23 protein-coding genes are annotated in these 23,184 nt (G+C 62.9%); 11 read left to right on the top strand and 12 right to left on the bottom strand.

Features of this window, described 5'->3' with window-relative positions; all coding sequences use genetic code 11:
- The first annotated feature begins 22 nt into the window (after window positions 1-22).
- The 5 genes from gnd (at window position 23) to nudC (ending at window position 5,257) form a co-directional block, all read left to right on the top strand.
- Window positions 23-1,003, top strand: a complete 981-nt coding sequence (gnd, locus tag HX866_RS24350) for a phosphogluconate dehydrogenase (NAD(+)-dependent, decarboxylating) (protein WP_177095258.1) — start codon at window positions 23-25, stop codon at window positions 1,001-1,003.
- On the top strand, window positions 1,000-2,523 hold the full coding sequence (zwf, locus tag HX866_RS24355; protein ID WP_177095260.1) for a glucose-6-phosphate dehydrogenase: 1,524 nt from the start codon (window positions 1,000-1,002) through the stop codon (window positions 2,521-2,523). Before gnd ends, zwf begins: the two co-directional genes overlap by 4 nt.
- Window positions 2,520-3,341 (top strand): HAD family hydrolase, encoded by an 822-nt coding sequence (locus HX866_RS24360; protein WP_177095262.1) that lies wholly within the window; start codon window positions 2,520-2,522, stop codon window positions 3,339-3,341. Before zwf ends, HX866_RS24360 begins: the two co-directional genes overlap by 4 nt.
- 252 nt (window positions 3,342-3,593) lie before the next feature.
- Entirely contained in the window at window positions 3,594-4,406 is an 813-nt protein-coding gene (locus tag HX866_RS24365) for a crotonase/enoyl-CoA hydratase family protein (protein ID WP_177095264.1), read from the top strand.
- A gap of 20 nt (window positions 4,407-4,426) precedes the next feature.
- Window positions 4,427-5,257, top strand: a complete 831-nt coding sequence (gene nudC, locus HX866_RS24370; protein ID WP_177095266.1) for an NAD(+) diphosphatase — start codon at window positions 4,427-4,429, stop codon at window positions 5,255-5,257.
- Between the two features lie 2 nt (window positions 5,258-5,259).
- On the opposite strand, the gene HX866_RS24375 is transcribed toward nudC, so the two are convergent.
- Window positions 5,260-6,039 (bottom strand): TSUP family transporter, encoded by a 780-nt coding sequence (locus HX866_RS24375; protein ID WP_177095268.1) that lies wholly within the window; start codon window positions 6,037-6,039, stop codon window positions 5,260-5,262.
- A gap of 88 nt (window positions 6,040-6,127) precedes the next feature.
- Window positions 6,128-7,366: an acyl-CoA dehydrogenase family protein gene (locus HX866_RS24380; protein WP_177095355.1), complete on the bottom strand. Its 1,239-nt coding sequence runs from the start codon at window positions 7,364-7,366 to the stop codon at window positions 6,128-6,130.
- Window positions 7,367-7,745: 379 nt separating this feature from the next.
- Between HX866_RS24380 and sfnG the strand changes: the two genes are divergently transcribed.
- Window positions 7,746-8,846, top strand: a complete 1,101-nt coding sequence (gene sfnG, locus HX866_RS24385; RefSeq protein ID WP_177095270.1) for a dimethylsulfone monooxygenase SfnG — start codon at window positions 7,746-7,748, stop codon at window positions 8,844-8,846.
- Between the two features lie 25 nt (window positions 8,847-8,871).
- Here sfnG and soxR read toward each other — a convergent pair whose 3' ends face one another.
- A complete protein-coding gene (soxR, locus tag HX866_RS24390; RefSeq protein WP_305729489.1) occupies window positions 8,872-9,333 on the bottom strand; it encodes a redox-sensitive transcriptional activator SoxR in 462 nt (153 codons plus the stop codon).
- Between the two features lie 94 nt (window positions 9,334-9,427).
- Here soxR and HX866_RS24395 point away from each other — a divergent pair, with 94 nt between their 5' ends.
- The gene (locus tag HX866_RS24395) at window positions 9,428-9,793 is read left to right on the top strand and encodes an antibiotic biosynthesis monooxygenase (RefSeq protein WP_177095272.1); all 366 of its coding nucleotides are present in this window, start codon (window positions 9,428-9,430) and stop codon (window positions 9,791-9,793) included.
- On the opposite strand, the gene HX866_RS24400 is transcribed toward HX866_RS24395, so the two are convergent.
- The 4 genes from HX866_RS24400 to msuE are packed head-to-tail and all read right to left on the bottom strand — an operon-like array spanning window position 9,790 to window position 13,811.
- Window positions 9,790-10,890 carry a sigma-54 interaction domain-containing protein gene (locus tag HX866_RS24400; protein WP_177095274.1) on the bottom strand — a complete coding sequence of 367 codons (1,101 nt, stop codon included), beginning with the start codon at window positions 10,888-10,890 and terminating at the stop codon, window positions 9,790-9,792. The genes HX866_RS24395 and HX866_RS24400 overlap by 4 nt on opposite strands.
- Window positions 10,891-10,898: 8 nt before the next feature.
- A complete protein-coding gene (locus tag HX866_RS24405; protein WP_177095276.1) occupies window positions 10,899-12,086 on the bottom strand; it encodes an acyl-CoA dehydrogenase family protein in 1,188 nt (395 codons plus the stop codon).
- A 3-nt stretch (window positions 12,087-12,089) separates the two neighbouring features.
- A complete protein-coding gene (gene ssuD, locus HX866_RS24410) occupies window positions 12,090-13,238 on the bottom strand; it encodes an FMNH2-dependent alkanesulfonate monooxygenase (RefSeq protein ID WP_177095278.1) in 1,149 nt (382 codons plus the stop codon).
- Between the two features lie 9 nt (window positions 13,239-13,247).
- Entirely contained in the window at window positions 13,248-13,811 is a 564-nt protein-coding gene (gene msuE, locus HX866_RS24415) for an FMN reductase (RefSeq protein WP_177095280.1), read from the bottom strand.
- A 543-nt stretch (window positions 13,812-14,354) separates the two neighbouring features.
- Here msuE and HX866_RS24420 point away from each other — a divergent pair.
- Both HX866_RS24420 and HX866_RS24425 read left to right on the top strand, forming a co-directional pair.
- The gene (locus HX866_RS24420; protein ID WP_177140537.1) at window positions 14,355-15,524 is read left to right on the top strand and encodes a cysteine desulfurase family protein; all 1,170 of its coding nucleotides are present in this window, start codon (window positions 14,355-14,357) and stop codon (window positions 15,522-15,524) included.
- A gap of 46 nt (window positions 15,525-15,570) precedes the next feature.
- Window positions 15,571-17,379, top strand: coding sequence for an aminopeptidase P family protein (locus HX866_RS24425; protein WP_177105464.1), 1,809 nt, complete (start codon window positions 15,571-15,573; stop codon window positions 17,377-17,379).
- Window positions 17,380-17,517: 138 nt separating this feature from the next.
- Here the strand turns inward: HX866_RS24425 and HX866_RS24430 are convergent, their stop codons facing one another.
- Window positions 17,518-18,417, bottom strand: coding sequence for a LysR family transcriptional regulator (locus tag HX866_RS24430; protein ID WP_177140538.1), 900 nt, complete (start codon window positions 18,415-18,417; stop codon window positions 17,518-17,520).
- Between the two features lie 101 nt (window positions 18,418-18,518).
- On the opposite strand from HX866_RS24430, the gene HX866_RS24435 reads away from it, so the two are divergent.
- Entirely contained in the window at window positions 18,519-19,517 is a 999-nt protein-coding gene (locus HX866_RS24435; RefSeq protein ID WP_177140539.1) for a zinc-dependent alcohol dehydrogenase family protein, read from the top strand.
- 4 nt (window positions 19,518-19,521) lie between these two features.
- Here HX866_RS24435 and HX866_RS24440 read toward each other — a convergent pair whose 3' ends face one another.
- Complete coding sequence (locus HX866_RS24440) at window positions 19,522-20,118, bottom strand: 2-hydroxychromene-2-carboxylate isomerase (RefSeq protein ID WP_177140540.1); 597 nt, start codon at window positions 20,116-20,118, stop codon at window positions 19,522-19,524.
- A 40-nt stretch (window positions 20,119-20,158) separates the two neighbouring features.
- Complete coding sequence (locus tag HX866_RS24445) at window positions 20,159-20,899, bottom strand: SDR family oxidoreductase (RefSeq protein WP_177095292.1); 741 nt, start codon at window positions 20,897-20,899, stop codon at window positions 20,159-20,161.
- 91 nt (window positions 20,900-20,990) lie between these two features.
- On the opposite strand from HX866_RS24445, the gene HX866_RS24450 reads away from it, so the two are divergent.
- Entirely contained in the window at window positions 20,991-21,554 is a 564-nt protein-coding gene (locus HX866_RS24450; RefSeq protein WP_177095294.1) for a TetR/AcrR family transcriptional regulator, read from the top strand.
- Here HX866_RS24450 and HX866_RS24455 read toward each other — a convergent pair.
- Window positions 21,526-21,849: a hypothetical protein gene (locus HX866_RS24455; protein ID WP_177095296.1), complete on the bottom strand. Its 324-nt coding sequence runs from the start codon at window positions 21,847-21,849 to the stop codon at window positions 21,526-21,528. The genes HX866_RS24450 and HX866_RS24455 overlap by 29 nt on opposite strands.
- Before the next feature lie 164 nt (window positions 21,850-22,013).
- Window positions 22,014-22,901, bottom strand: coding sequence for a threonine/homoserine exporter RhtA (gene rhtA / locus HX866_RS24460; RefSeq protein WP_177095298.1), 888 nt, complete (start codon window positions 22,899-22,901; stop codon window positions 22,014-22,016).
- Between the last annotated feature and the right edge of the window lie 283 nt (window positions 22,902-23,184).

The following is a 23,184-nucleotide window of genomic DNA, read 5'->3' on the forward strand; positions in this document are numbered from 1 at the left end:
ATCGATATCGGGAGTACCCTGCATGCAACTGGGAATCATCGGACTGGGCCGCATGGGCGGCAATATCGCGCGGCGCCTGATGCTTGATGGCCATCAGACAGTGGTGTATGACCGCAATACCGACTTCGTCACCGCCCTGGGCAAGGAAGGCGCCAAAGGCGTCGCCGACCTGTCGGCGTTGGTGGCGGGTCTGGATAAGCCGCGTGCGGTTTGGGTGATGTTGCCGGCCGGTGCGCCGACCGAAGACACCATCAGCGAGTTGAGCAAACTGCTGGACGCCGGCGATGTGATCATCGATGGCGGCAACACCTTCTACAAGGACGATATTCGTCGCGGCCAGGAACTGGCGCAAAAGGGCATCGACTATATCGATGTCGGCACTTCCGGCGGGGTCTGGGGCCTGGAGCGCGGTTACTGCATGATGATCGGCGGTGACGCCAAGGTGGTCGAACGCCTCGATCCGTTGTTCGCCAGCCTGGCCCCGGGGATCGGCACCATCCCCCGGACCCGCGACCGGGTCAGCAGCGACGACCGCGCCGAACGTGGTTATATCCATGCCGGGCCACCGGGCGCCGGGCACTTCGTCAAGATGATCCACAACGGCATCGAGTACGGGATGATGCAGGCCTTCGCCGAGGGCTTCGATATCCTCAAGACCAAGAACTCGCCGAGCCTGCCCGAGGACCAGCGTTTTGACCTCAACCTGGCGGACATCTCCGAAGTCTGGCGGCGTGGCAGCGTGGTCTCGTCCTGGCTGTTGGACCTGACCGCCGACGCCCTGGCCAGTGATCCGAAACTCGACGGCTACAGCGGCGCGGTGGCCGACAGCGGCGAAGGGCGCTGGACCATCGAAGCGGCCATGGAGCAGGCAGTGCCGGTCCCGGTGTTGTCCAACTCGCTGTTTGCCCGTTTCCGTTCCCGCCAGCAAAGCACCTATGGTGACAAGCTGCTCTCGGCGATGCGCTTCGGCTTCGGCGGTCATGTGGAGACCCCCAAAAAATGAATGCCACCCGGACAAAACGCAAAGTCGAGCCGGCCCCGCCGACCACCCTGTTTCTCTTCGGCGCCCACGGCGACCTGGTCAAGCGCCTGCTGATGCCGGCGCTCTACAACCTGACCCGTGATGGCCTGGTGGGCGATAACCTGCACATTGTCGGGGTCGATCACAACGCCATCAGCGACGCCGACTTTGCCAAGAAACTCGAGGACTTCAGTCGCGCCGAAGTCGCGGCGAAAACCGGGGAAGGTGCGGAGACGGCGCTGGATGCCACGCTCTGGAGCAAACTGGCGAAAAACATCAGCTACGTCCAGGGCGACTTTCTCGACGACTCGACTTACGCCGCACTGGCCGAGAAGATTGCCGCCAGCGGCACCGGCAATGCGGTGTTCTACCTGGCGACCGCGCCGCGTTTCTTCAGTGAGGTAGCACGGCGCCTGGGTTCGGCAAAGTTGCTTGAAGAAACCCCCGAGGCGTTTCGCCGGGTGGTGATCGAAAAGCCCTTCGGTTCCGACCTGGCCACCGCCGAAGCGTTGAACGCCTGCCTGCTCAAAGTGATGAGCGAGAAGCAGATCTATCGCATCGACCATTACCTGGGCAAGGAAACGGTCCAGAACATCCTGGTCAGCCGCTTCTCCAACGTGCTGTTCGAGGCGTTCTGGAACAACCACTACATCGACCATGTGCAGATCACCGCCGCGGAAACCGTCGGCGTCGAAACCCGTGGCAGTTTCTACGAGCACACCGGTGCCCTGCGGGACATGGTGCCCAATCACCTGTTCCAGTTGCTGGCGATGGTCGCGATGGAGCCGCCGGCGGCATTCGGCGCGGACGCGGTGCGCGGTGAAAAGGCCAAGGTGGTCGGTGCGATTCGTCCCTGGACGGTCGAGGAGGCCCGGGCCAACTCGGTACGTGGCCAGTACCGCACGGGTGAACTGGGTGGTAAGGCCGTGCCCGGTTACCGTGAGGAAAGCAATGTGGCGCCGGACAGCAACACCGAGACCTATGTGGCCCTCAAGGTGATGATCGACAACTGGCGTTGGGTCGGCGTGCCGTTTTACCTGCGCACCGGTAAGCGCATGAGCGTGCGCGACACGGAGATCGCCATCTGCTTCAAGCCGGCGCCCTATGCGCAGTTCCGCGACACCGAGGTCGAGCGTCTGCAACCGACCTACCTGAAGATCCAGATCCAACCCAACGAAGGCATGTGGTTCGACCTGCTGGCCAAGCGTCCTGGGCCGGCCCTGGCCATGACCAACGTCGAGCTGGGGTTTGCCTACAAGGACTTCTTCGAAATGCAGCCGTCCACCGGCTATGAAACCCTGATCTACGATTGCCTGACCGGTGACCAGACGCTGTTCCAGCGTGCTGACAATATCGAGAACGGCTGGCGTGCGGTGCAGCCGTTCCTGGATGCCTGGAGCGAAGATAATCAGGTGCAGGGCTACAAGGCCGGGGAAAACGGTCCTGAAGCCGCCGACGAACTGCTGGCCCGTGACGGCCGTGTCTGGCACAGCCTCGGATGAGTGGCACGGTACAGCACCCGATCCGCTTGTTGCTCAGCGATATGGACGGCACCCTGTTGCGTCCCGATCACAGCCTCAGCCCGCGCACGGTCGAGGCCGTGGCGGCGTTGCGGGCGGCGGGGGTGTTTTTCAGCCTCGCCACCGGGCGTCCGCCGCGGGCCATGCGTGAGCAGATCGAGGCGCTGGGGGTGGATATTCCCACGGCGGCGTTCAACGGCGGCACCCTGGTACATCCCGATGGCAGTTATCTGGTGACCCACTACATTCCCCGTGAGGCGGCGGTGACCACCCTGGCGTTGTTGTCGCGGCACGAGGAGGTCGAGGTCTGGGTGTTTGCCGACAACCATTGGTTGCTGCGTAATCCCCACGGCACCATGGTGCCGCGCGAGCAGCACGCACTGGGCTATCCGCCGACGGTGGTGGAGGACTTCACGGCGTACCTGGACCGCATCGACAAGATCGTCGGCGCCAGTGGCAACGGGCAACTGCTGATCGACCTGGAGGCGGTGTTGCAACCGTTGGTGGCGGAGCAGGCGCTGGCCAGTCGTTCCCAGCGTTCCTACCTGGATATCACCGCGATGCAAGCGAACAAGGGCGAGGCGCTGGCGACCCTGGCGAAATACCTCGGCGTGCCCCTGGAGCAGACGGCGGCCATCGGCGATGGCGGCAATGATCCGGCGATGTTCCACCGGGCCGGATTGGCGATTGCCATGGGCCAGGCGGAGGAGGTGGTCAAGCGCCAGGCCGATGTGGTCACCGGGAGCAATACCGAGGACGGTGCGGCCGAGGCGATCGAGCGCTATATCCTCCCGCGCTGACTCAGACCGACCTGGAGATACCACTATCCTCCCTTGTAGGAGCGAGCTTGCTCGCGATAACGATCTGGCAGGCACCGCAGGAGAGTGGTGCCTGGCCGCCGTTGGCGGATCGCGAGCAAGCTCGCTCCTACAGGGGGGCGGTTGATATCAGGCGTCAATGGTCCGGCTTTTGGCACATCCGCTTCCTGTCAGCCCGAGTCGGGCCCTTGCTATAGTGGCGAATCTTTTTTCGCCCTGCCAAGGATGCCCGTCATGTCCGAGTACCAAGCCTTCCACGTCGAACTGGTAGACAACATCGCCCATGTGCGGATCAATCGCCCGGAAAAGATCAACGCGATGAACGCCGCCTTCTGGAGCGAAATCATCGAGATCTTCCAGTGGGTCGAGGACACCGACGCCGTGCGTGTGGTGGTGATCAGTGGCGCCGGAAAACACTTCTCTTCCGGGATCGACCTGATGATGCTGGCCTCGGTGGCCAACGAACTGGGCAAGGATGTCGGCCGCAACGCCCGCCTGCTGCGGCGCAAGATCCTCGAACTGCAAGCCTCCTTCAATGCCGTCGACAACTGCCGCAAGCCGGTCCTGGCGGCGATCCAGGGTTACTGCCTGGGCGGCGCAATCGACCTGATCGCTGCCTGCGACATGCGCTACTGCGCCGAGGACGTGCAGTTTTCCATCAAGGAAGTGGACATCGGCATGGCCGCCGATGTCGGCACTTTGCAACGTTTGCCGCGTATCATCGGCGACGGCATGTTGCGCGAACTGGCCTACACCGGACGGCAGTTCGGTGCTGACGAAGCCCTGCGGATCGGCCTGGTCAATCGTATCTATCCCGATCATGCGGCCTTGCTTGAGGCCGTGATGGCGATCGCCCGGGAAATTGTCGGCAAATCGCCGATTGCCGTCACCGGCACCAAGGCAATGATCAGCTACATGCGTGACCATCGGATCGATGATGGCCTGGAATACGTTGCCACCTGGAACGCCGCCATGTTGCAATCCACCGATCTGCGCGTCGCCATCGCCGCGCACATGAGCAAGCAGAAAGCCGAATTCCCTGATTGAAGCCTGCCGAGGAACCCCCGATGACTCAACGCTGGACAACCGCAGTACTGGATATCGAGCAACCCGGTGGCTGGGCCGTGGTGCATAGCCCTGCGGGTTTCCTGCTGGACGACAACGGGGTGCTGTTTCCCCGTGAGTGGCTCAAGCGCCAGGACCTGTCGTTGCTGGCCGAGCACGGTATCGGGCACCTGGATGGCGAGCCGGTCTACCTGCTGGAACTGAAATCCGGTTTCGAACTGCCGGGCGGCCGCTGGCAGGGTTTGCGGGCGTTCATGCTCGAGGGCGATCACACCATCTACCGGATGCTTGGTTATGCCGCGCAGATCGGCACCTGGGCACGGGAACACCGTTTCTGCGGCAGTTGCGGCCAGGCCATGACCCAGGTGCCTCTGGAGCGGGCGATGTTTTGCCCGCCATGCGACCTGCGCAGTTACCCGCGGATCTCGCCGAGCATGATCGTGCTGGTGACCCGTGGCGACGAAGTGCTGCTGGCCCGTTCGCCGCGTTTCGTACCGGGGGTCTACAGCACCCTGGCGGGTTTCGCCGAGCCGGGTGAGTCGGCCGAAGAGTGCCTGATTCGGGAAGTGCGCGAAGAGGTGCAGGTCGAGGTCAAGAACATCGAGTACATGGGCAGCCAGTGCTGGCCGTTCCCTCATTCGATGATGCTGGGTTTCCACGCCGAGTACGCCGGTGGCGATATCGTGCCGCAGGCCGACGAAATCGAGGATGCCCAGTGGTTCAGCATTCACAATATGCCGCCGTTGCCGGCTTCGCGCTCTATCGCCCGCTATCTGATTGACCTGTACCTGGCCAAGCGCCTGGGTTATCCGCAGCCGGTGTTGCCGGTCTAGGATCAGGCCACGCTGAACCAGTGCTGCCAGGCCAGGCGTACGGTGAGGCCGAGGACCACGGTGATAAACACCGGGCGGATAAACTTCGCACCGCCACTGATGGCGGTGCGCGCGCCGAAGAACGCGCCGACCATCACCGCCACGCCCATGCACAGGCCGATCACCCAGTCCACCTGGCCGGAAAACACGAACACCGACAAGGCGGCGGCATTGCTGACGAAGTTCAGGCTGCGGGCCACGCCGCTGGCCTTGACCAGGTCGATGGGGTAGAGCAGCAGGCTGCTGACGGTCCAGAAGGCACCGGTGCCGGGGCCGGCCACGCCGTCATAGAAGCCCAGGCCGAGGCCCTGGGGCAGTTGCCATTTCTTCCTGATCGGGGCGTTGCTGTCCAGCGGCGCCTTGGGCGTGCCGCCGAACAGCAGGTACAGGCCGCAGGCAAAGACGATCACCGGGAGCATCTTGTTCAGCCATTCGGCCGGCATGAAGTGCGCGGTGATGGCGCCGATCAGTGCGCCGATAAAGGTGCCGAGGATGGCCAGCTTCCATTGCCCCGGCTGAAACAACTTGCGCCGGTAGAAGGTGAAACCGGCGGTGGCGGAACCGAAGGTCGAACTGAGTTTGTTGGTGCCCAGCACCAGGTGCGGTGGCAGCCCTGCGGTGAGCAGGGCCGGGGTGGTGAGCAGACCGCCGCCGCCGGCGATGGCGTCGATAAATCCGGCGATAAAGGCAACAACGGTGAGAATGGCGAGGGTGGTCAGGTCTACGCTGAGATCGAAAGGCATGGGGTCGGCTTAATATCGGCAGGTGGCGCGGCAGGGCCGCGCTCAAAGGTCGCCATCTTACCCATTACCGAATGTTGCCGCGACCTCATTACCGGGCTTGCGGCCCATTGCCGATCTGCCAGACAAACGGTGGCTCGCTGCCGTTGATCAGCCAATCCCCGACAATCCGCGCCTTGTAGATCACTGGATTGTGCGACGACACCGTTCGCGCATTGCGCCAATGCCGGTCCAGCGACTTGCCCTGGCGGATATCCGAGGCGCCGAGGGCATTGAACAATTCGCTGGTGGCCCGCTGGATCAACTCGGACACCACCACTTGAGCAGTGGCCGATTCGATTTCCGCCTCGACGTTGGCTTGTCGTTCCACCGCGTTGTCAGCGCCAAACCGCGCCACATAAGCCCGTTGCGCCGGCTGCGCGGCCCTCACCGCACTGGCCTCTGCGGCATACACCCGGGCGGCGACTTCTCCCACCACTTGCTGCACCTGCGCATCGTCACTGGCGCGCTGTGCATTGCCATGGCTGTAGATGCGCTTGCGCTCACGGACCTGCTGCGCGACATCCTTGAGGGCCGCACGGCCGATGCCGGCCAGGGTCGCCAGCAGCACCAACTGGTAGAACGCCGTCTGGTATTTGAAGCGCGTGGCGAAGTCGATCACATGGCCGGCCTCCACCCGTGCATCGACAAACCGCGAGGTACCGCTACCGGTGGTGCGCTGGCCGAAACCATCCCAGTCATCGCTCTGTTCGATCCCCGGCTGACGGGTGCGCACGGCGGCAATCACATCGCCACCGGTGTCACTGCGGCGGGCGTAGACGTCGATCCAGTCGGAGAAAATGCTCCCGGTGCTGTAGAACTTTTCGCCATTGAGGCGCCACTGTTCGCCGTCCGGGGTGACCTGGGTCACGACATCGCCAATCGCCACATGGCCAATCTCGGTCCAGGCGCAACCGACGATATCGCCTTCGACAAAGCGCTTGAACCACTGATCCCGGTTCGGGCCGGGCTCGGCATTCAAACGGTCCTCGGCAAAGGCGAAGTGCCCGCGCAGGGCCTGGGGCAGGTTGGAGTCCGCTTCGGCCAGTTCGATCAGCAGTTGGAACAGCTGGGGCACGGAGGCACCGCCACCGCCATATTCCACGGGCACCCGCACGGCGCCGAAGCCGGCTTGCTTGAGCCACTGGATCGGCTCGTGGGGCAGGCTGCGCGATTGCTCCCGTTCCAGCGCCCCGGCGGCGATGCGGGCAAAGATCGGCCGAAAGCGTTCGGCCAGGGATTCGTAATCGACGCCGAGGGACAGCGGGTTGATCACCAGGTGTTCGGTCATGGGACAGCTCCTTGAGGGCAGGCACGCAGACGTGCGGTTGCCAGGGGCGGTTGCACGCTCCATGCCGAGGGCGATGGCCCAGGCACGGCGGGTGTTTGTCGGTGTCGGGTTGGTAATGAACTGTTGCCTGGCGAACAGTGCTTCAGCAAATCGTCCTGCCACACCACAAGCTTCCTTGTGTACAGCAACCCCTGTAGGCGCTGGCTTGCCAGCGATGGCGACCGATCAGGCGCCGTCAGTCTCACGGGCCTTATCGCTGGCCAGCCAGCGCCTACAGGGTTGTGCCGGTTTCAAGGCCTGGGCAAGCCCGCGCGCTTCCGGCCACTGGCACACTTGCTGCTCTATCCCTTGGACACTTCCAGGTCCGAGGTCACATACCATGAGTCAGCAAGCCGTAAAATTCGCCTATTGGGTGCCCAATGTCAGTGGCGGCCTGGTGGTCAGCAAGATCGAACAGCGCACCAGCTGGGACATCGACTACAACCGCAAGCTGGCGCAGTTGGCGGAGGCGGCCGGGTTCGAATACGGCCTGACCCAGATCCGTTTCACTGCCGGCTACGGTGCCGAGTACCAGCACGAGTCGGTTGCCTTCAGCCATGCCTTGCTGGCCGCCACGACGAAACTGAAAGTCATCGCCGCGATCCTGCCCGGCCCCTGGCAACCGGCGCTGGCGGCCAAGCAACTGGCGACCATCGATCAACTCACTGGCGGGCGAATCGCCGTGAATATCGTCAGTGGCTGGTTTCGCGGCGAGTTCCACGCCATCGGCGAGCACTGGCTGGAACACGACGAGCGTTATCGCCGTTCCGAAGAGTTCATCCGCGCGTTGAAAGGTATCTGGACCGAAGACTCGTTCACCTTCAAGGGCGACTTCTACCGCTTCAACGACTACAGCCTCAAGCCCAAGCCCCTGAGCCAGCCGCACCCGGAGATCTTCCAGGGTGGCAGTTCCCGTGCGGCGCGGGACATGGCGGCGCGGGTCTCGGATTGGTATTTCACCAACGGTAACACCCCCGAGGGTATCAAGGCCCAGGTCGACGACATCCGCGCCAAGGCCGCGGCCAACGGCCATTCGGTGAAAGTCGGGGTGAACGCCTTTGTCATCGCCCGCGACACCGAGGAAGAGGCCCGCGCAGTGTTGGCGGAGATCATCGACAAGGCCGACCCCGAGGCCGTCGGCGCGTTTGGCGATGCGGCGAAACAGGCGGGTAAATCGTCACCGGAAGGCGAGGGCAACTGGGCCAAGTCGAGCTTCGAGGACCTGGTGCAATACAACGACGGCTTCAAGACCAATCTGATCGGTACGCCGCAGCAGATCGCCGAGCGGATCGTCGCCTTGAAAGCCGCGGGCGTGGACCTGGTGCTGGCGGGGTTCCTGCATTTCCAGGAAGAGGTGGAGTACTTTGGCAAGCGCGTCTTGCCGCTGGTGCGCGAGCTGGAAGCGAAGAAGGTCGCCAGGACGGAGGAGGCCCTGGCCTGACCGGGATTCTGAACCATGGACAGCCTCAGCGCGGCTCCAGCAGCCGCGCGCCTGTGCCATGGGCGCCCAACATATCGCCGTAGTTGCGCAGCGGGCAATTCTCCATCGACAGGCAACCGCAGCCGATACAGCTATTGAGCTTGTCCCGCAACCGGGTCAACTGGGCGATGCGTTCGTCCAGTCCGGTCCTCCACTGTTCCGATAACTGTTTCCAGTCCGCCGCCGTCGGTGCGCGGCCTTCGGGCAGCGTCTGCAAGGCCTGGTGAATCTCCGCCAGGGCAATGCCCAGGCGCTGGGCCACCTTGATCAGGGCCACCCGCCTGAGCACCTCGCGCGGATAACGGCGCTGGTTACCGGCATTGCGATAACTCTGGATCAGCCCCTTGGCTTCATAGAAGTGCAGGGCCGTCACCGCCACGCCGCTACGGGCCGCCAGTTGACCGACCGTGAGGGCCTTGTCCGTGGGCAGGGGCTTTTGCATCGCCATGGGGAAAAATCTCTTGACCTTGAGTTAACTGGAGGTTTTACCCTGCATGGCCTCGGATCACAAGATCCTGTCCGACTTCCTGGGGAGCCTTTTCATGCCGTCGACAGAGCAAAATCGCAGTTTCACCCAATTGATCCAGTTCGAGATCGAGCCCGGCCAGCTTGAGGCGCTGGTGGCTGCCCTGGCCCGGCAGACCGAACGTCTGGCCCGGATCGAAGGTGGTTTTATCAGCGGCACGGTGCAGGCCAGTGATGACGGTCGACGCGTGCTCAACACCCTGCAGTGGCGTTCCAGGGCGGAAGGCGAGGTGGCCTGTGCACGTTTCGACACTGGCGAAGAAGATTTCTGGGCGCTGATCCGCGCCCACCGGGCCAAAGCGGTGACCTTCGGTTCGTTCCAGGTGCTGCGCAGCATCGAGCGCAGCCAGGACGACGCCTTGCAGTGCGCCCTGGTGGGCTAGATCGACAGTTGCAACATCCGGTCACCCTGGACGTTTTCGCCGGCACGACGCTTGTTCACTGCCAGCTCGCCGATCTTGATCAGCCGGGTGCGGGTGACGTTGCGGCTCAGGCCCAGCAGGCTGGCGGTGTGCACCTGGTTGTAGTGACTGAAACGATAGGCGGCGCGCAGCAAGGCGTCCTCGACCTTTTCGTGGAGGGAGCCGGCCTGTTCCTCGAAGAGTTTCTGAAAGGCCCGATTGAGCCAGGCTTCGGCCGAGTCATCGGCGCCGCCGCTGTCGTCCTGCCGTTCGATGCGCAGGTTCGACAGGCGCAGGTCGTCGCGCTCGATGATGCCGTCGTGGCAGATCAGCAAGGTGTGGTGGATGACGTTTTCCAGCTCGCGGATATTGCCCGGCCAGCCGTAGCTCCTGAGCTTCTGTTCGGCACCGGGGCTGATGCGGATATCGCCGTAGCCGAGGCGCTGGCTGTAGCTTTCGATAAAGTGCCGGGTCAGCGGCAGGATATCGCCGGGCCGCTCGCGCAGCGGGCTGAGCTCCAGGCTGACGACGTTGAGACGGTAATACAGGTCCTCGCGAAAGTGCCCGGCGTTGATGGCTTTTTCCAGCTGCACGTTGGTGGCCGCGAGGACCCGCACATTGATCGGGATGCTTTTGCGCGAACCCAGGCGCACCACTTCGCGTTCCTGCAGGACCCGCAACAGCTTGACCTGGATCGGCATCGGCAGGTCGCCGATCTCGTCGAGGAACAGGGTGCCGCCGTCGGCCTCTTCGAACCAGCCGGCCTTGGCGCTGAGGGCGCCGGTAAACGCGCCTTTTTCATGGCCGAACAGCTCGGCTTCCACCAGGGATTCGGAGAAGGCCCCGCAGTTCACCGCGACAAACGGGCGGTTGCGCCGGGCGCTGAGGTTATGGATATGCCGGGCCACCAGTTCCTTGCCGGTGCCGGTTTCACCGATGATCAGCACGCTGGCTTCACTGGGCGCCACTTGTTGCAGGTGGGCGAGCAAGGCCTGTGACTTCGGGTCTTCGAACACCTGGGCGGTGGCGCGGATGGACGTGGCCAGGGCCGGCGAGGGCGGTAACGTTAGCAGCTGCATAGGCTTCTCTAGGAATAAAAAGTGGGGATCGGCGGCGTCTGGTTCAACGCCCAGTCGCCGAGTTCCTGGAGTTTGTAATCCAGCGGGTCGTGCAGGCTCTGGGTCCGCAAGTTGCGCCAATGACGGTCCAGGCGCAGGGATGCGTGGGTCGAGCGGGCGCCGGTGACTTCGAACAACTGGCTGCACAGGGCCAGGCCTTCGCGGTTGGCCGCGACCTTGGCGGTGGCGATGGCGATGGCCAGGTTTGCGCGTTCTTCACTGCTGAGGTTCTGGCCCTTGGCCCAGGCCCGGTCCATCATCCCGGCGGCACGCTCGACCAGTAACCGGACGCCTTCGAGGGCGACCCAGAAGTCACCGTAGTGATTGAGTACGTAGGGGTCCTGGCGAATATCCCGAACCGTGGATTTGAACCAGGGCCGGGTTTCGTCGAGGGTGTATTGGCGGGCTTCTTCGAAAGCCCCTTCGGCAATGCCGAGGAACATATGGGTCAGGGTCAGCTGCGCGATCAGTGGCCGCAGGCAGGCAAAGGGCGTACTCAAGGGGCCGGGGTCGAGCAGCAGTTCGGATTCCTCGACCCGCACCCGTTCGAAGCTGGCGCTGCCGCTGTCGGTCTGGCGTTGGCCCATGTTGTGCCAGTCGTCATGCAGGGTGATGCCGCTGCGTCCGCTGGGGATGGCAGCGATCAGCAACTTGCCGCCGGCGCTTTCGTCCACGGCCGAGGCGATCAGCATCTGTGAGTCGTTGGCACCGGAGCAGAAGCTTTTCTTGCCGGAGAATTCGCGCCAGCCGCCGAGGTTGCGCACCACGGTGCGGGTGTCCAGCGGGTTGAGGGCGTTGCCCCAGAACCAGTTCTTGCGCGCGGTCTGTTCGAACCAGGGTTGCCATTGTTCCGGGCGCGAGAACAGGCGCACGGTGGCCAGCATCAGGTGATGAAAACCGAAGACATGGGCAATCGAACTGTCGACCTTGGCGAATTCGCGGACCACGTTCAGCGTCTCGCTCCAACTGCCACCGAGGCCGCCGTATTGGGTTGGGATGCTCAGGGCCAGCAGGCCGCTGTGGCGCAAGGCGTCACGTTCGGCCTTCGGCGTGCCGCCGCGCTCGTCGCGCTCGACGGCGGTCAGGGCAAATTCGGCGGCCAGTTGCCGGGCGGTTTGCAAGGGGGTCAACAGGGCGTTGCGCGGCTGGGCGGTCACGGTTCAGGCCCCTGTGGCTTTGGTCGGCAACACATCGTTGGCGATCATTTCACCAAACGGCCCGGTCAGGTTGGTGATGCCGCGTCCGGCCAGGCTGGCGTAGGGCTCGGGCAACAGCGGGAACACCAGCTCGGCGAAGCGATAGGCCTCTTCCAGGTGCGGGTAGCCGGAGAAGATAAAACTCTCGATACCCAGGTCCGCGTATTCCTTGATGCGCTCGGCCACCTGCTGTGGATTGCCGACCAGCGCGGTGCCGGCGCCGCCACGAACCAGGCCGACGCCGGCCCACAGGTTCGGTGAAATCTCCAGGTTGTCGCGGCGTCCGTCATGCAGGGCGGCCATGCGTCGCTGGCCTTCGGAGTCGAAGCGTGAGAAGGATTTTTGCGCGGCGGCGATGGTTTCGTCGCTGATGTGTTCGATCAGTTTGTCCGCGGCCTTCCAGGCGTCCTCGGCGATTTCACGGACGATCACGTGCAGGCGAATACCGAAACGCACGGTGCGGCCCTTGCGTGCGGCGCGCTCGCGCACGTCCGCCAGCTTCGCGGCAACGGCGGCCGGAGGTTCACCCCAGGTCAGGTAGACGTCGACCTGATCGGCGGCCAGGTCGTGGGCGGCATCGGACGAGCCGCCGAAGTACAAGGGTGGGTAAGGTTTCTGCACGGGCGGGTAGAGCGCCTTGGCGTTCTGCACTCGCAGGTGCTTGCCTTCGAAGTCCACCGCTTCGCCTTGCAGCACCCGGCGCCAGATCTGGAGGAATTCGTCGGTCACTTCGTAGCGTTCGCTGTGGTCGAGAAAGCTGCCGTCGCCACGGTTTTCGTCGGGGTCGCCGCCGGTCACCACGTTGATCAGCAAGCGGCCGTTGGACAAACGATCGAGGGTTGCGGCCATGCGTGCCGACACCGTTGGCGAAATGATCCCCGGGCGGATCGCCACCAGATAACGCAGGCGCTCGGTCAGCGGCACCAGGGCCGAAGCGATCACCCAGGAATCCTCGCAGGAGCGTCCGGTGGGAATCAGCACACCGTGGTAACCGAGGTTGTCGGCGGCCTGGGCCACTTGCTTCAGATAGTTGAGGGTGACCGGGCGTGCGCCCTGGGTCGTACCGAGGTAATGGCCGTCGCCGTGGGTCGGGAGAAACCAGAAAACATCCATGACCGTTCCTCAGGCAATTTTCAGCAGTGGCTTGGGATGCGCACCGAACAAGCGGGTGGCGCGTTCGGCGGCCAGGCGGATGCGTGCCCGCAAGGGTTCGCTGGTGATCTGATAGTGGGTGAAGTCGGCCTCGGTGGCGTAGACGCCGATGGGCAGGGTCAGTGCCTGGAAGAAACTGAACAGCGGGCGCAGTTGGTGATCGAGTACCAGCGCATGGCGTTCGCTGCCGCCGGTGGCGGCCAGCAGCACCGGGGTATCGATCAGTGCGTTGAGGTCGATGAGGTCGAACAGGTGCTTGAGCAGGCCCGGGTAGGAGCCGCGATAGACCGGCGCGGCGACGATCAGCAGGTCGGCGTTTTCAATGGCCTGCAGTTCGGCTTCGACTTCGGCGGACAGTTCCGCGCGGGAGAGGGCCGAGCCCAGTGGGCGGGCGATATCGCCCAGTTCGATCAGGCGACTTTCGATGGGCAGCGATTGCGCCAGCTCTGCCAGTACGGCCTGGGTCAGCACCAGGGTGCGGGAGGGACGGTAGGTGCCTCCGGACAAGGCCACGACGTTCAGTGGACGGGACATGATCAGTTCCTTTTTTAAACAGTTGCTCGGTGAGCAGGGCTCGGTAACAGGGCTTCAGCAAGAGCTGTACCAAACCCCTCGAAGCCTTTATCCATGGGGCTTTTCCGGGTGTGACGAAGGTTTTGTGGGTGGCTGGCGAGGCGTTTTGTTGATCGGCTGTTGCTGGGTGAACAGTTGCTCCGGCAACAGTCGATCAGGATGTGTTCAGTTGTAAGGGCTTTCTAATATTCCGTAAACGAATGTATTTTCATATTTATAGAATATTATCGAATATGTTGGGCGTGCGGGCCGGGCCCCGCCGGTTCGCCCTGCGATACAGGTACAGAGGCGTTTTATCCGGCGCGCTTGAGTGCCCTTTCGCCGGCAAGCCAGGCTCCTACAAGCGCTCCCGGCCTGTTAAGCTGAGGTCGGGAGCGTTCCTACGCACTTTTACTGAAAGTTATCTTTCTTTAATCGTTTTCCATCGGGTATAGCTGTCCGCCCAACCAGGGTGGCTGATCAGCAAGAGATCGATCCGCGGGACACGCTTTATGAGTTTTTGCCATGAATGAACTTCCTCTGTATTTCGACTATGCCGCCACCACGCCGGTGGATGAGCGGGTCATCCGGGTAATGGTCGAGTGTCTCGGCTTTTCCGGTAATTTCGGCAATCCGGCCTCCAGCTCCCATGCCTTCGGCCAGCGCGCCCGGCAGACGGTCGAGCAGGCGCGGCAGCAGGTGGCGAGCCTGGTGGGGGCGAGCCCCGAGCAGATCGTCTGGACCTCCGGCGCCACCGAATCGAATAACCTGGCGCTCAAGGGCGTCGCCCAGGCCCGGGGCGTCAGCGGCGGGCATGTGATCACCAGCCAGATCGAGCACAAGGCGGTGCTCGACACCGCCCGGCAACTCCAGGAAGCCGGTGTTGCCGTGACTTACCTGGTGCCGAATGCCGAAGGCTTGATCACTGCGGCGATGGTCAGTGAGGTGCTGCGCGAGGACACCTTCCTGGTCTCCTTGATGCTGGTCAACAATGAACTGGGCACCCTCAATGACATCGCGGCCATCGGCCAGCGGGTACGTGCCCACGGTGCGCTGTTTCATGTCGATGGAGCCCAGGGCGCGGGCAAGGTGGCGATCGACCTGGCCACCTTGGCGGTGGACCTGATGTCGTTTTCCGCCCACAAGGTTTACGGCCCCAAGGGCATCGGCGCCTTGTATGTCGGTCCGCGCGCGCAGCAGAAACTGCAGGCGCAGATCCACGGCGGCGGCCATGAGGGCGGACTGCGCTCCGGCACCCTGGCCACCCATCAGATCGCCGGTATGGGCAGTGCCTTCGCCCTGGCCGCCGAGCACCTGGATGAGGAAATTGCCAGCATCCGTCAGCTGCGTCAGCGTTTGCTCGAGCAATTGGCGGATGTTCCCGGCCTGCGCCTGAACGGCAGCCCGGCGGAACGTATTCCCCATACCCTGAGTTTGACCTTTGCCGAAGGTGAGTTCGACGGGGCGGCGCTGGGTCGGGCCCTGGCCTACTCGGCGACGTCGGCCTGCAACTCCGCAAGCCAGGCGCCGTCCCATGTGCTGCTGGCACTGGGGCACGACGCACGGTTGGCTGGACGGACCATTCGCCTGAGCCTGGGGCGTTTTACTTCCGAGCAGGACATCGATCGCGCCGCCGCGGCGATCAAGGCAAGCTTGAGTGCACCGGCACCGTTCTGGGCGCTTGCCCAGCCGTGAGAGTGGCGGTCAATAATTGAATAATAAGTGGTTAGCAGGAGACACGATGAGCACGCAGACCCCAAGTCAAGGAATCGTACCCGAGCGGCTGGCACGCACCCGTGAACTGATGCGCCGCGAAGGCGTGCAGGCCTTGCTGGTGCCGTCGGCCGATCCGCACCTGTCGGAATACCTGCCCGCCTATTGGCAGGGGCGGCAGTGGCTGTCAGGTTTCCATGGCTCGGTCGGCACCTTGATCGTGACCCTGGAATTCGCCGGTGTCTGGGCCGACAGCCGGTACTGGGAGCAGGCGACCAAGGAGTTGGCCGGCAGTGGTATCGAACTGATGAAATTGTTGCCGGGGCAACCCGGTCCTCTGGACTGGCTGGCCGAACAGGTGCCGTCCGGTGGTGTGGTGGCGGTGGATGGCGCCGTCATGGCGCTGGCTTCGGCGCGGACCCTGAGTGACAAACTGCAGGCCCGTGGCGCGCGACTGCGCACCGACATCGACCTGCTCGATCAGGTCTGGGAAGACCGCGAGGCGCTGCCAAACCAACCGATCTACCCCCATTTGCCGCCGCAAGCGACGGTCGAGCGCGGCGAGAAGCTCGCGCAGTTGCGTCGGGAGTTGAAAACCCGTGGCGCCGACTGGCATTTCATCGCCACGCTGGATGATATCGCCTGGTTGTTCAACCTGCGCGGTGCCGATGTGTCTTTCAACCCGGTGTTCGTGTCCTTTGCCCTGTTGAACCAGGAGCAGGCGACGCTGTTCGTGTCCTTGAGCAAGGTGAGTGCCGAGCTTGTGCAGGTGCTCAAGGCCGATGGCGTGACCTTGCGTGACTACAGCGAGGTCGGCGCGGCGCTGGCCGGAGTGCCGGCGGGGGCGAGCCTGCTGGTTGACCCGGCGCGGGTTACTGTCGGTTTGCTGGATAACCTCGCTAAGGAGGTGACCCTGGTCGAAGGGCTGAACCCGACGACTCTGGCCAAATCCCGCAAAAGCCTGGATGACGCGGTGCATATCCGTCAGGCGATGGAGCAAGACGGCGCGGCCTTGTGCGAATTCTTTGCCTGGCTGGAAACCGCGCTGGGCCGTGAGCGTGTCACCGAGCTGACCATCGACGAACGCCTGAGCGCGGCCCGGGCGCGCCGTCCGGGTTATGTGTCGCTGAGCTTCAATACCATTGCCGCTTTCAATGCCAACGGGGCGATGCCGCACTACCATGCCACCGAAGCGGAGCATGCGTTGATCGAGGGCGACGGCCTGTTGCTGATCGACTCTGGCGGCCAGTACCTGGGTGGCACCACGGACATTACCCGGATGGTGCCGGTGGGCACGCCGACGGCCGAGCAGAAACGCGATTGCACCCGGGTGCTGAAGGGCGTGATCGCCTTGTCCCGCGCGCAGTTCCCCCGTGGCATTCTTTCGCCGCTGCTGGATGCCATCGCCCGGGCGCCGATCTGGGCTGAAAGCGTGGATTACGGGCATGGCACCGGTCATGGCGTCGGTTACTTCCTCAACGTGCACGAAGGCCCGCAGGTGATCGCCTATCAGGCCGTCGCGGCGCCGCAGACCGCCATGCAGCCGGGGATGATCACTTCCATCGAGCCGGGCACCTATCGTCCGGGCCGTTGGGGTGTGCGGATCGAAAACCTGGTGCTGAACCGTGAAGCGGGCAAGAGCGAGTTCGGCGAGTTCCTCAAGTTCGAAACCCTGACCCAGTGCCCGATCGATACCCGTTGCCTGGAGACGTCTTTGCTGACGCAGGAAGAGCGTGACTGGTTCAACGCTTATCACGCCCAAGTGCGCGAGCGTTTGAGCCCGTTGCTCGATGGCGCGGCGCTGGAATGGTTGAACACCCGCACCGTCGCGATCTGACCGAGGACTGCACGACACTTTTGTGCTGATACGCGGTCCTGTAGGAGCCGGCTTGCTGGCGATGGCGTCCGCAAGATCGCTAACAGGCTTGCTGGCCTCATCGCCGGCAAGCCGGCTCCTACAGGGGGTGTGGTGCTTTCAGGATTTCAGCAGGGCCTCGCTCATATAGTCGACAAACGCCTTGACCCTGGCGGACTGTCGACGATTGGCCGGAAACACGGCATAGATCGGCAGTGACTGGGTCTGATAGTCAGGCAAGACCGCCATGACCCTCCCAGCCTTCAGGTCCTCGGCAAACAGCCACACCGGCGACAGCGCAATGCCGAGCCCACCCAGGACCATTTCCCGAATCGCTTCCGAATTGTTGCTCTGGGCATTGCCCTTGATGCGCACGCTATAGCGCTGTCCGTCCTTTTCGTAGTGCCAGAGGTTCTGACTGTTCAGCAGATTGAATTGCAGGCAGTTGTGCTCGCTCAAGTGTTCTGGAGTGCGGGGTTCGCCCCGATGTGACAGGTAGGCGGCGCTGGCGACGGTGATCCGTTGGGTATCACCGATTCGTCGGGCGATCAGGCTGCTGTCACCCAGTTCGCCAATACGCAGGCTGACATCCAGGCCTTCCTCGACCAGGTCCTGGTTCTGGTCGTTGAGCTGCAGGTCGATGTCCAGTTGCGGGTAGCGCGCGAGGAAGTCCGGCAGTCGGCTGGCGATCTGCAACCGGCCGAAACTTACCGAGGAACCGATGCGCAGACTGCCCGCGACCTGCTCCCGGCCCGATTGAAAGCTATGCTCTGCGTTGTCCACGGCGGCGAGGATCTGTCGGCACTCACTGTAGTAGCGCTGGCCTTCATCGGTCAGCGACAGCTGGCGGGTGCTGCGGGCTATCAGCTTGCCACCCAGTTCGGCTTCCAGGGCCTTGAGGATTTTGCTGATGGTCGGCTGGCTGGTCTGCAGCTCCCGGGCCACAGCGGAGAAGCTGCCACGCTCGACAACCCGGACAAAGACGGCCATTGCATTGAGTTTATCCACGGGGCACCTCATTCATGCCAAAAGGGCATGGGCACTATAACAATAACGCGTCTTATCGGCATAAGTGCTCGGGCGCATGATTGATCTCACTTCCCCTGACCGAGATTACCGACATGTCCCACTCGCTTGAAATGAACGCTCTGCTGGTCGACGCCGCCAATGCACCGTTGCGTCTGGTTTCCATCGACCGTCCCGTCCCGGCGGCAGGTCAGGTACTGGTCCGTATCAAGGCCAGTGGCATCAACCCATTGGATGCCAAGATCCGCGCTGGACAAGCTGCACATGCCCGTCAACCGTTGCCGGCGGTTTTGGGCATGGACCTGGCCGGGGTGGTTGAGGCCCTGGGCGAGGGTGTCAGTGACTGGGTGGTGGGCGATGAGGTTTACGGGTTGGCCACCGGGATCGGCGGCGCCCAGGGTTCGCTGGCCGAGTTTGCCGCGGTCGATGCTCGATTGCTGGCACGCAAGCCGGCCAACCTGAGCATGCGCGAGGCTGCGGGATTGCCGTTGGTACTGATTACCGCTTGGGAGGGGTTGGTTGACCGGGCCCGGGTAGGTGCCGATCAGTCGGTGCTGATCCAGGGCGGGGCGGGCGGTGTCGGGCATGTGGCGGTGCAGATTGCCAAGGCCTTCGGCGCCAAGGTGTTCGCCACCGGTTCGGCCAGGCACCAAGCCGAAATCGAGGGCTTTGGCGCGACCTTTATCGATTATCGGCTGCAGTCCGTGGAGCAATATGTCCAGCAGCATAGCGCTGGCGAGGGCTTCGACATTGTCTATGACACGGTGGGTGGCGCAACCCTGGACCAGTCGTTCCAGGCCGCGCGGACCTATCATGGGCATGTCCTGAGTTGCCTGGGTTGGGGACAACATAGCCTGGCGCCGCTGTCCTTTCGCGGGGCCACGTATTCCGGGGTGTTTACCTTGCTGCCCTTGCTGACCGGCCGCGGTCGCGAGCATCACGGGCAAATACTGGCCCAGGCCGCCCGGTTGATCGAAGCCGGTCAATTGAAACCCTTGCTCGATCCTCGACGCTTTACCCTGCAAACCGCCGAGGAGGCCTATACCTTGATGGCCGACGGTGAGGCGCAAGGTCGGCTGGTGATCGAGATCTAGTTGATCAGGCCTGGAGCAAAGCTTCGCGGACGAAGTCGAGGCGGTCCTGGCCGAAGAACAACTGATCGCCGACAAACAGGCTCGGGGCACCAAAGACCCCGCGCTGCAGGGCCTGCTCGGTCTTGGCCTTGAGGGCGGCCTTGACCTCTTCATCCTGGGTCAGCGCGAGAATCTGCTGTGGCTCGAAAGCGTTCTCGCCCAGTACCTGGGCGACCGTCGCCGGGTCGTTCATGTTGCGTCCGTCGACCCACAGGGCACGGTAGAGAACGTCGACGAACTCGACAAAACGCTCCGGGTGACGCAATTGCATGCCGGTGGTCGCGCGCATCAGCAACAGGGTATTGATCGGAAAGTACGGGTTGTAGCGAAAGGCCACGCCGTAACGGCGGGCATGGCGCGTCAGGTCCTGGATCATATAACGCCCCTTGGCCGGTATCTCGGCGGGGGAGGCATTGCCCGTGGCCTTGAAGATGCCGCCCAGCAGCATCGGTTGATAGACCAACTGGCTGTCGGTCTGTTCACAGAGCTGAGGCAACTGGGTGAACGCCAGGTAGGCAGCCGGGCTGCCCAAGTCAAAGTAGAACTCGACGGTTTTTTTCATGGATGCGGCATCCTTGTTGTTATTGTCGTTGGGGTTGAGCTTACCAGCGTTCATTCCAGGGCCGCAGATCCAGCTCGAAAGTCCAGGCGTCGCGGGGCTGGCTGTGCAGGTACCAATAGTTCTCGGCGATGTGGGCCGGGTCGAGAATACCGTCCTGATCCTTGAGGGCGTACTTTTCCGGGAAGCTGGTACGGATGAAGTCGGTGTCGATGGCACCGTCGACCACCACATGGGCCACGTGAATATTCAGTGGGCCGAGTTCTCGCGCCATGCTCTGGGCCAGGGCGCGGATGCCGTGCTTGGCGCCGGCAAACGCGGCGAAGCCGGCCGCTCCACGCAGGCCGGCGGTGGCGCCGGTGAACAGGATAGTGCCGCGGTTGCGGGTGACCATGCGCTTGGCGACTTCCCGGGCATTCAGGAACCCGGAGAAACAGGCCATTTCCCAGATCTTGAAATACTTGCGTGCGGTTTCTTCAAGGATGCTGCACGGCACGTTGGCACCGATGTTGAAGACGAAGGCTTCGATCGGTCCGATCTGGCTCTCGATCTGCTCGATCAGCGCGATAACGTCTTCTTCCTTGCGCGCATCGCAGGCAAAACCATGGGCTTCGCCACCGGCCTGCTGGATGCTGTCGACCAGGGGCTGCAACTTGTCGGCACTGCGCCGTGTGACGCAGGCGATAAAACCTTCTGCGGCAAAACGCTTGGCGATGGCGCCGCCGGTGGCATCGCCGGCGCCGACGACCAATACGACTTTTTTGTTCTGGGTGGCAGTAGTCATGGGTGGATCGCTCTTTAGTAAACGGTCGTTAACTAAACGAACGTTATGCTACGATTCGCCAAGCGTCAAGCCGGTCAACAGGAAGGGCATCATGCGTTATTCCCTCAGTCACAAGCAGCAAACCCGTGAGCGGCTGCTCGAAAGCAGCGCGGCGTCGGCAAAACGAGAGGGTTTTGCGACCGTCGGTGTGGACGGCCTGATGAAAGCCGTCGGCCTCAGTGGCGGGGCTTTTTACGGTCACTTCTCGTCCAAGGACGAGCTGTTCAGCTCAATCGTCGAGAGGGAGTTGAACCAGAGCCTGGTGCGATTGGGCGGGGACGGCGAGCCCGATCGGGCGCGACTCGAGCGCTGCCTGAAACTCTATCTGAGCATGGCCCATGTCGAGCAGCCGGAGGACGGCTGTGCCTTGCCGGCGCTGGGCGCGGAAATAGCACGGGGGAATCTGGCGGTGCGTCAGCAGGCCGAGGATTGGATTTACCGCCTGCAGCAGCGGTGGGCACAGGCGCTGGGCAGCGAAAGCCAGGCCTGGTCGATCCTGTCCCAGTGCGTGGGGGCACTGGTGGTGGCGCGAATGCTGGTGACGCCGGAGATTCAGCGCCAGGTGTTGAGATCGAGCCACGACGAAATCAATCGTCAGATGGCGCCAGCAGTTTAGGGTTCAGCTTGGATGGCTTGTTGCAGACGATGATCATGCTGCGGCTGGTATAGCCGGCCGGATTGAGGCCGAACGGATAGTCGCCCGGGTCTTCCACGGCATCGCCGGATTTGGCGAGGACTCTATAGCCATTGTCGCTGCAGGAATTGGCGGCTTTGGTGTAGCACTTGTCCCAGGAGGATGTCAGCCCGGAACAGTTGATATGCAGGCCACGCTTACCGTATTTCATCGGTTTGGAGGTCGCGGCGCAGCCAGCGACGGCAAGTACTGCCAGAACTATCAAGACGCGTTTCATTACCTTCCCTATCTCTGCCCCCGGATCAACTCGTCCAGTTTGGCTTTTCGTGCCGCCTGATTCTTCCGTGAGGCCTGTGTCCAAAATTTCCAAGGCTGGCATTAAGTTAGATACAAACATGTCTTATTTGAGCGGTAAATACCAGAGCTGACTCACACTCTGTTTCAATCGACTGCAACGGGCGGCGCGGACTCCTTGCGCAGGGTCAGCGTGGCGCCGACTGAGGCCCCGATAATGCAGGCGATGGCGAGCCACTGGGCAGTGGACAGGTACTCGTGGAGAAACAGCAGTCCAGACAGTGCGCCGAAGGAGGGTTCGATGCTCATCAAGGTGCCGAAGGTGCGCGCGGGCATGCGCGTCAGCGCGACCATTTCCAGGCTGTAGGGCAGGGCGGTGGACAGGATGGCAACGCCGATGGCTGTCGGGATCAAGGCCGGGGTGAGCAACGCCGCACCGGCGTGGACGATGCCGATCGGGGCAATGAACAGGGCGGCAATCACCACGCCGAGGGCGGCGGTCTGGATACCGTTGTCGTTGCCGGCTTTCTGGCCGTAGAGGATATACAGCGCCCAGCAGACGCCGGCCCCCAATGCGTAGCTGGTACCGAGCAGATCAAGGCTGGCACTGGCCGCGCCGCTGGGGATCAGCAGCAGGAGCCCGCTGACCGCCAGGGCTATCCAGAGAAAGTCGATGGCCCGGCGTGAGGCGTAGATCGCGACTGCCAGCGGGCCGGTGAACTCCAGGGCGACGGCGATGCCCAGGGGCACGCTTCTCAAGGACATATAGAAGAGGAAGTTCATTCCACCCAGGGCGATGCCATAGATGATGACGGTGCGCAGGGACTTGGCGGTGAACTTGGCCCGCCAGGGGCGCAAGACCAGCACCATGATGATGCTGGCAAATATCAGGCGCAGGGTGGTGGTGCCCTGTGCGCCGACAATCGGGAACATGCTCTTGGCCAGGGAGGCGCCGGTTTGAATCGAAGCCATTGCGATAAGCAGCAGGCCGACGGGGAAAAGTGTCGAGGCCAGGCTGCGGGACTGCTGGGTCATGGGGTGGTGTCGTCCGGGGCTATATAAAGAGAGGCAGGTACCTATGATGCTGAACAAACCACCGTTGAGCAATATATTGCTCAACTATCAGCGACCCTCTCTATAGCGCTCTCAAATGACAACGTCTCTCCCTCCTGCCTGTCCGGTTCCCCTGTAGGAGCGAGCTTGCTCGCGATGGGGCCCTTGAGACTTGCATCGCCTATAAGGACGCCATCGCGAGCAAGCTCGCTCCTACAAGGTAGGTTTTGCGGGGCTTTTTGGCCCATTTGCCATAAAACTGAAA

Origin of the sequence: Pseudomonas gingeri (assembly GCF_013386165.1) — a bacterium.
GTDB classification, from domain to species: Bacteria; Pseudomonadota; Gammaproteobacteria; order Pseudomonadales; family Pseudomonadaceae; genus Aquipseudomonas; species Aquipseudomonas gingeri_C.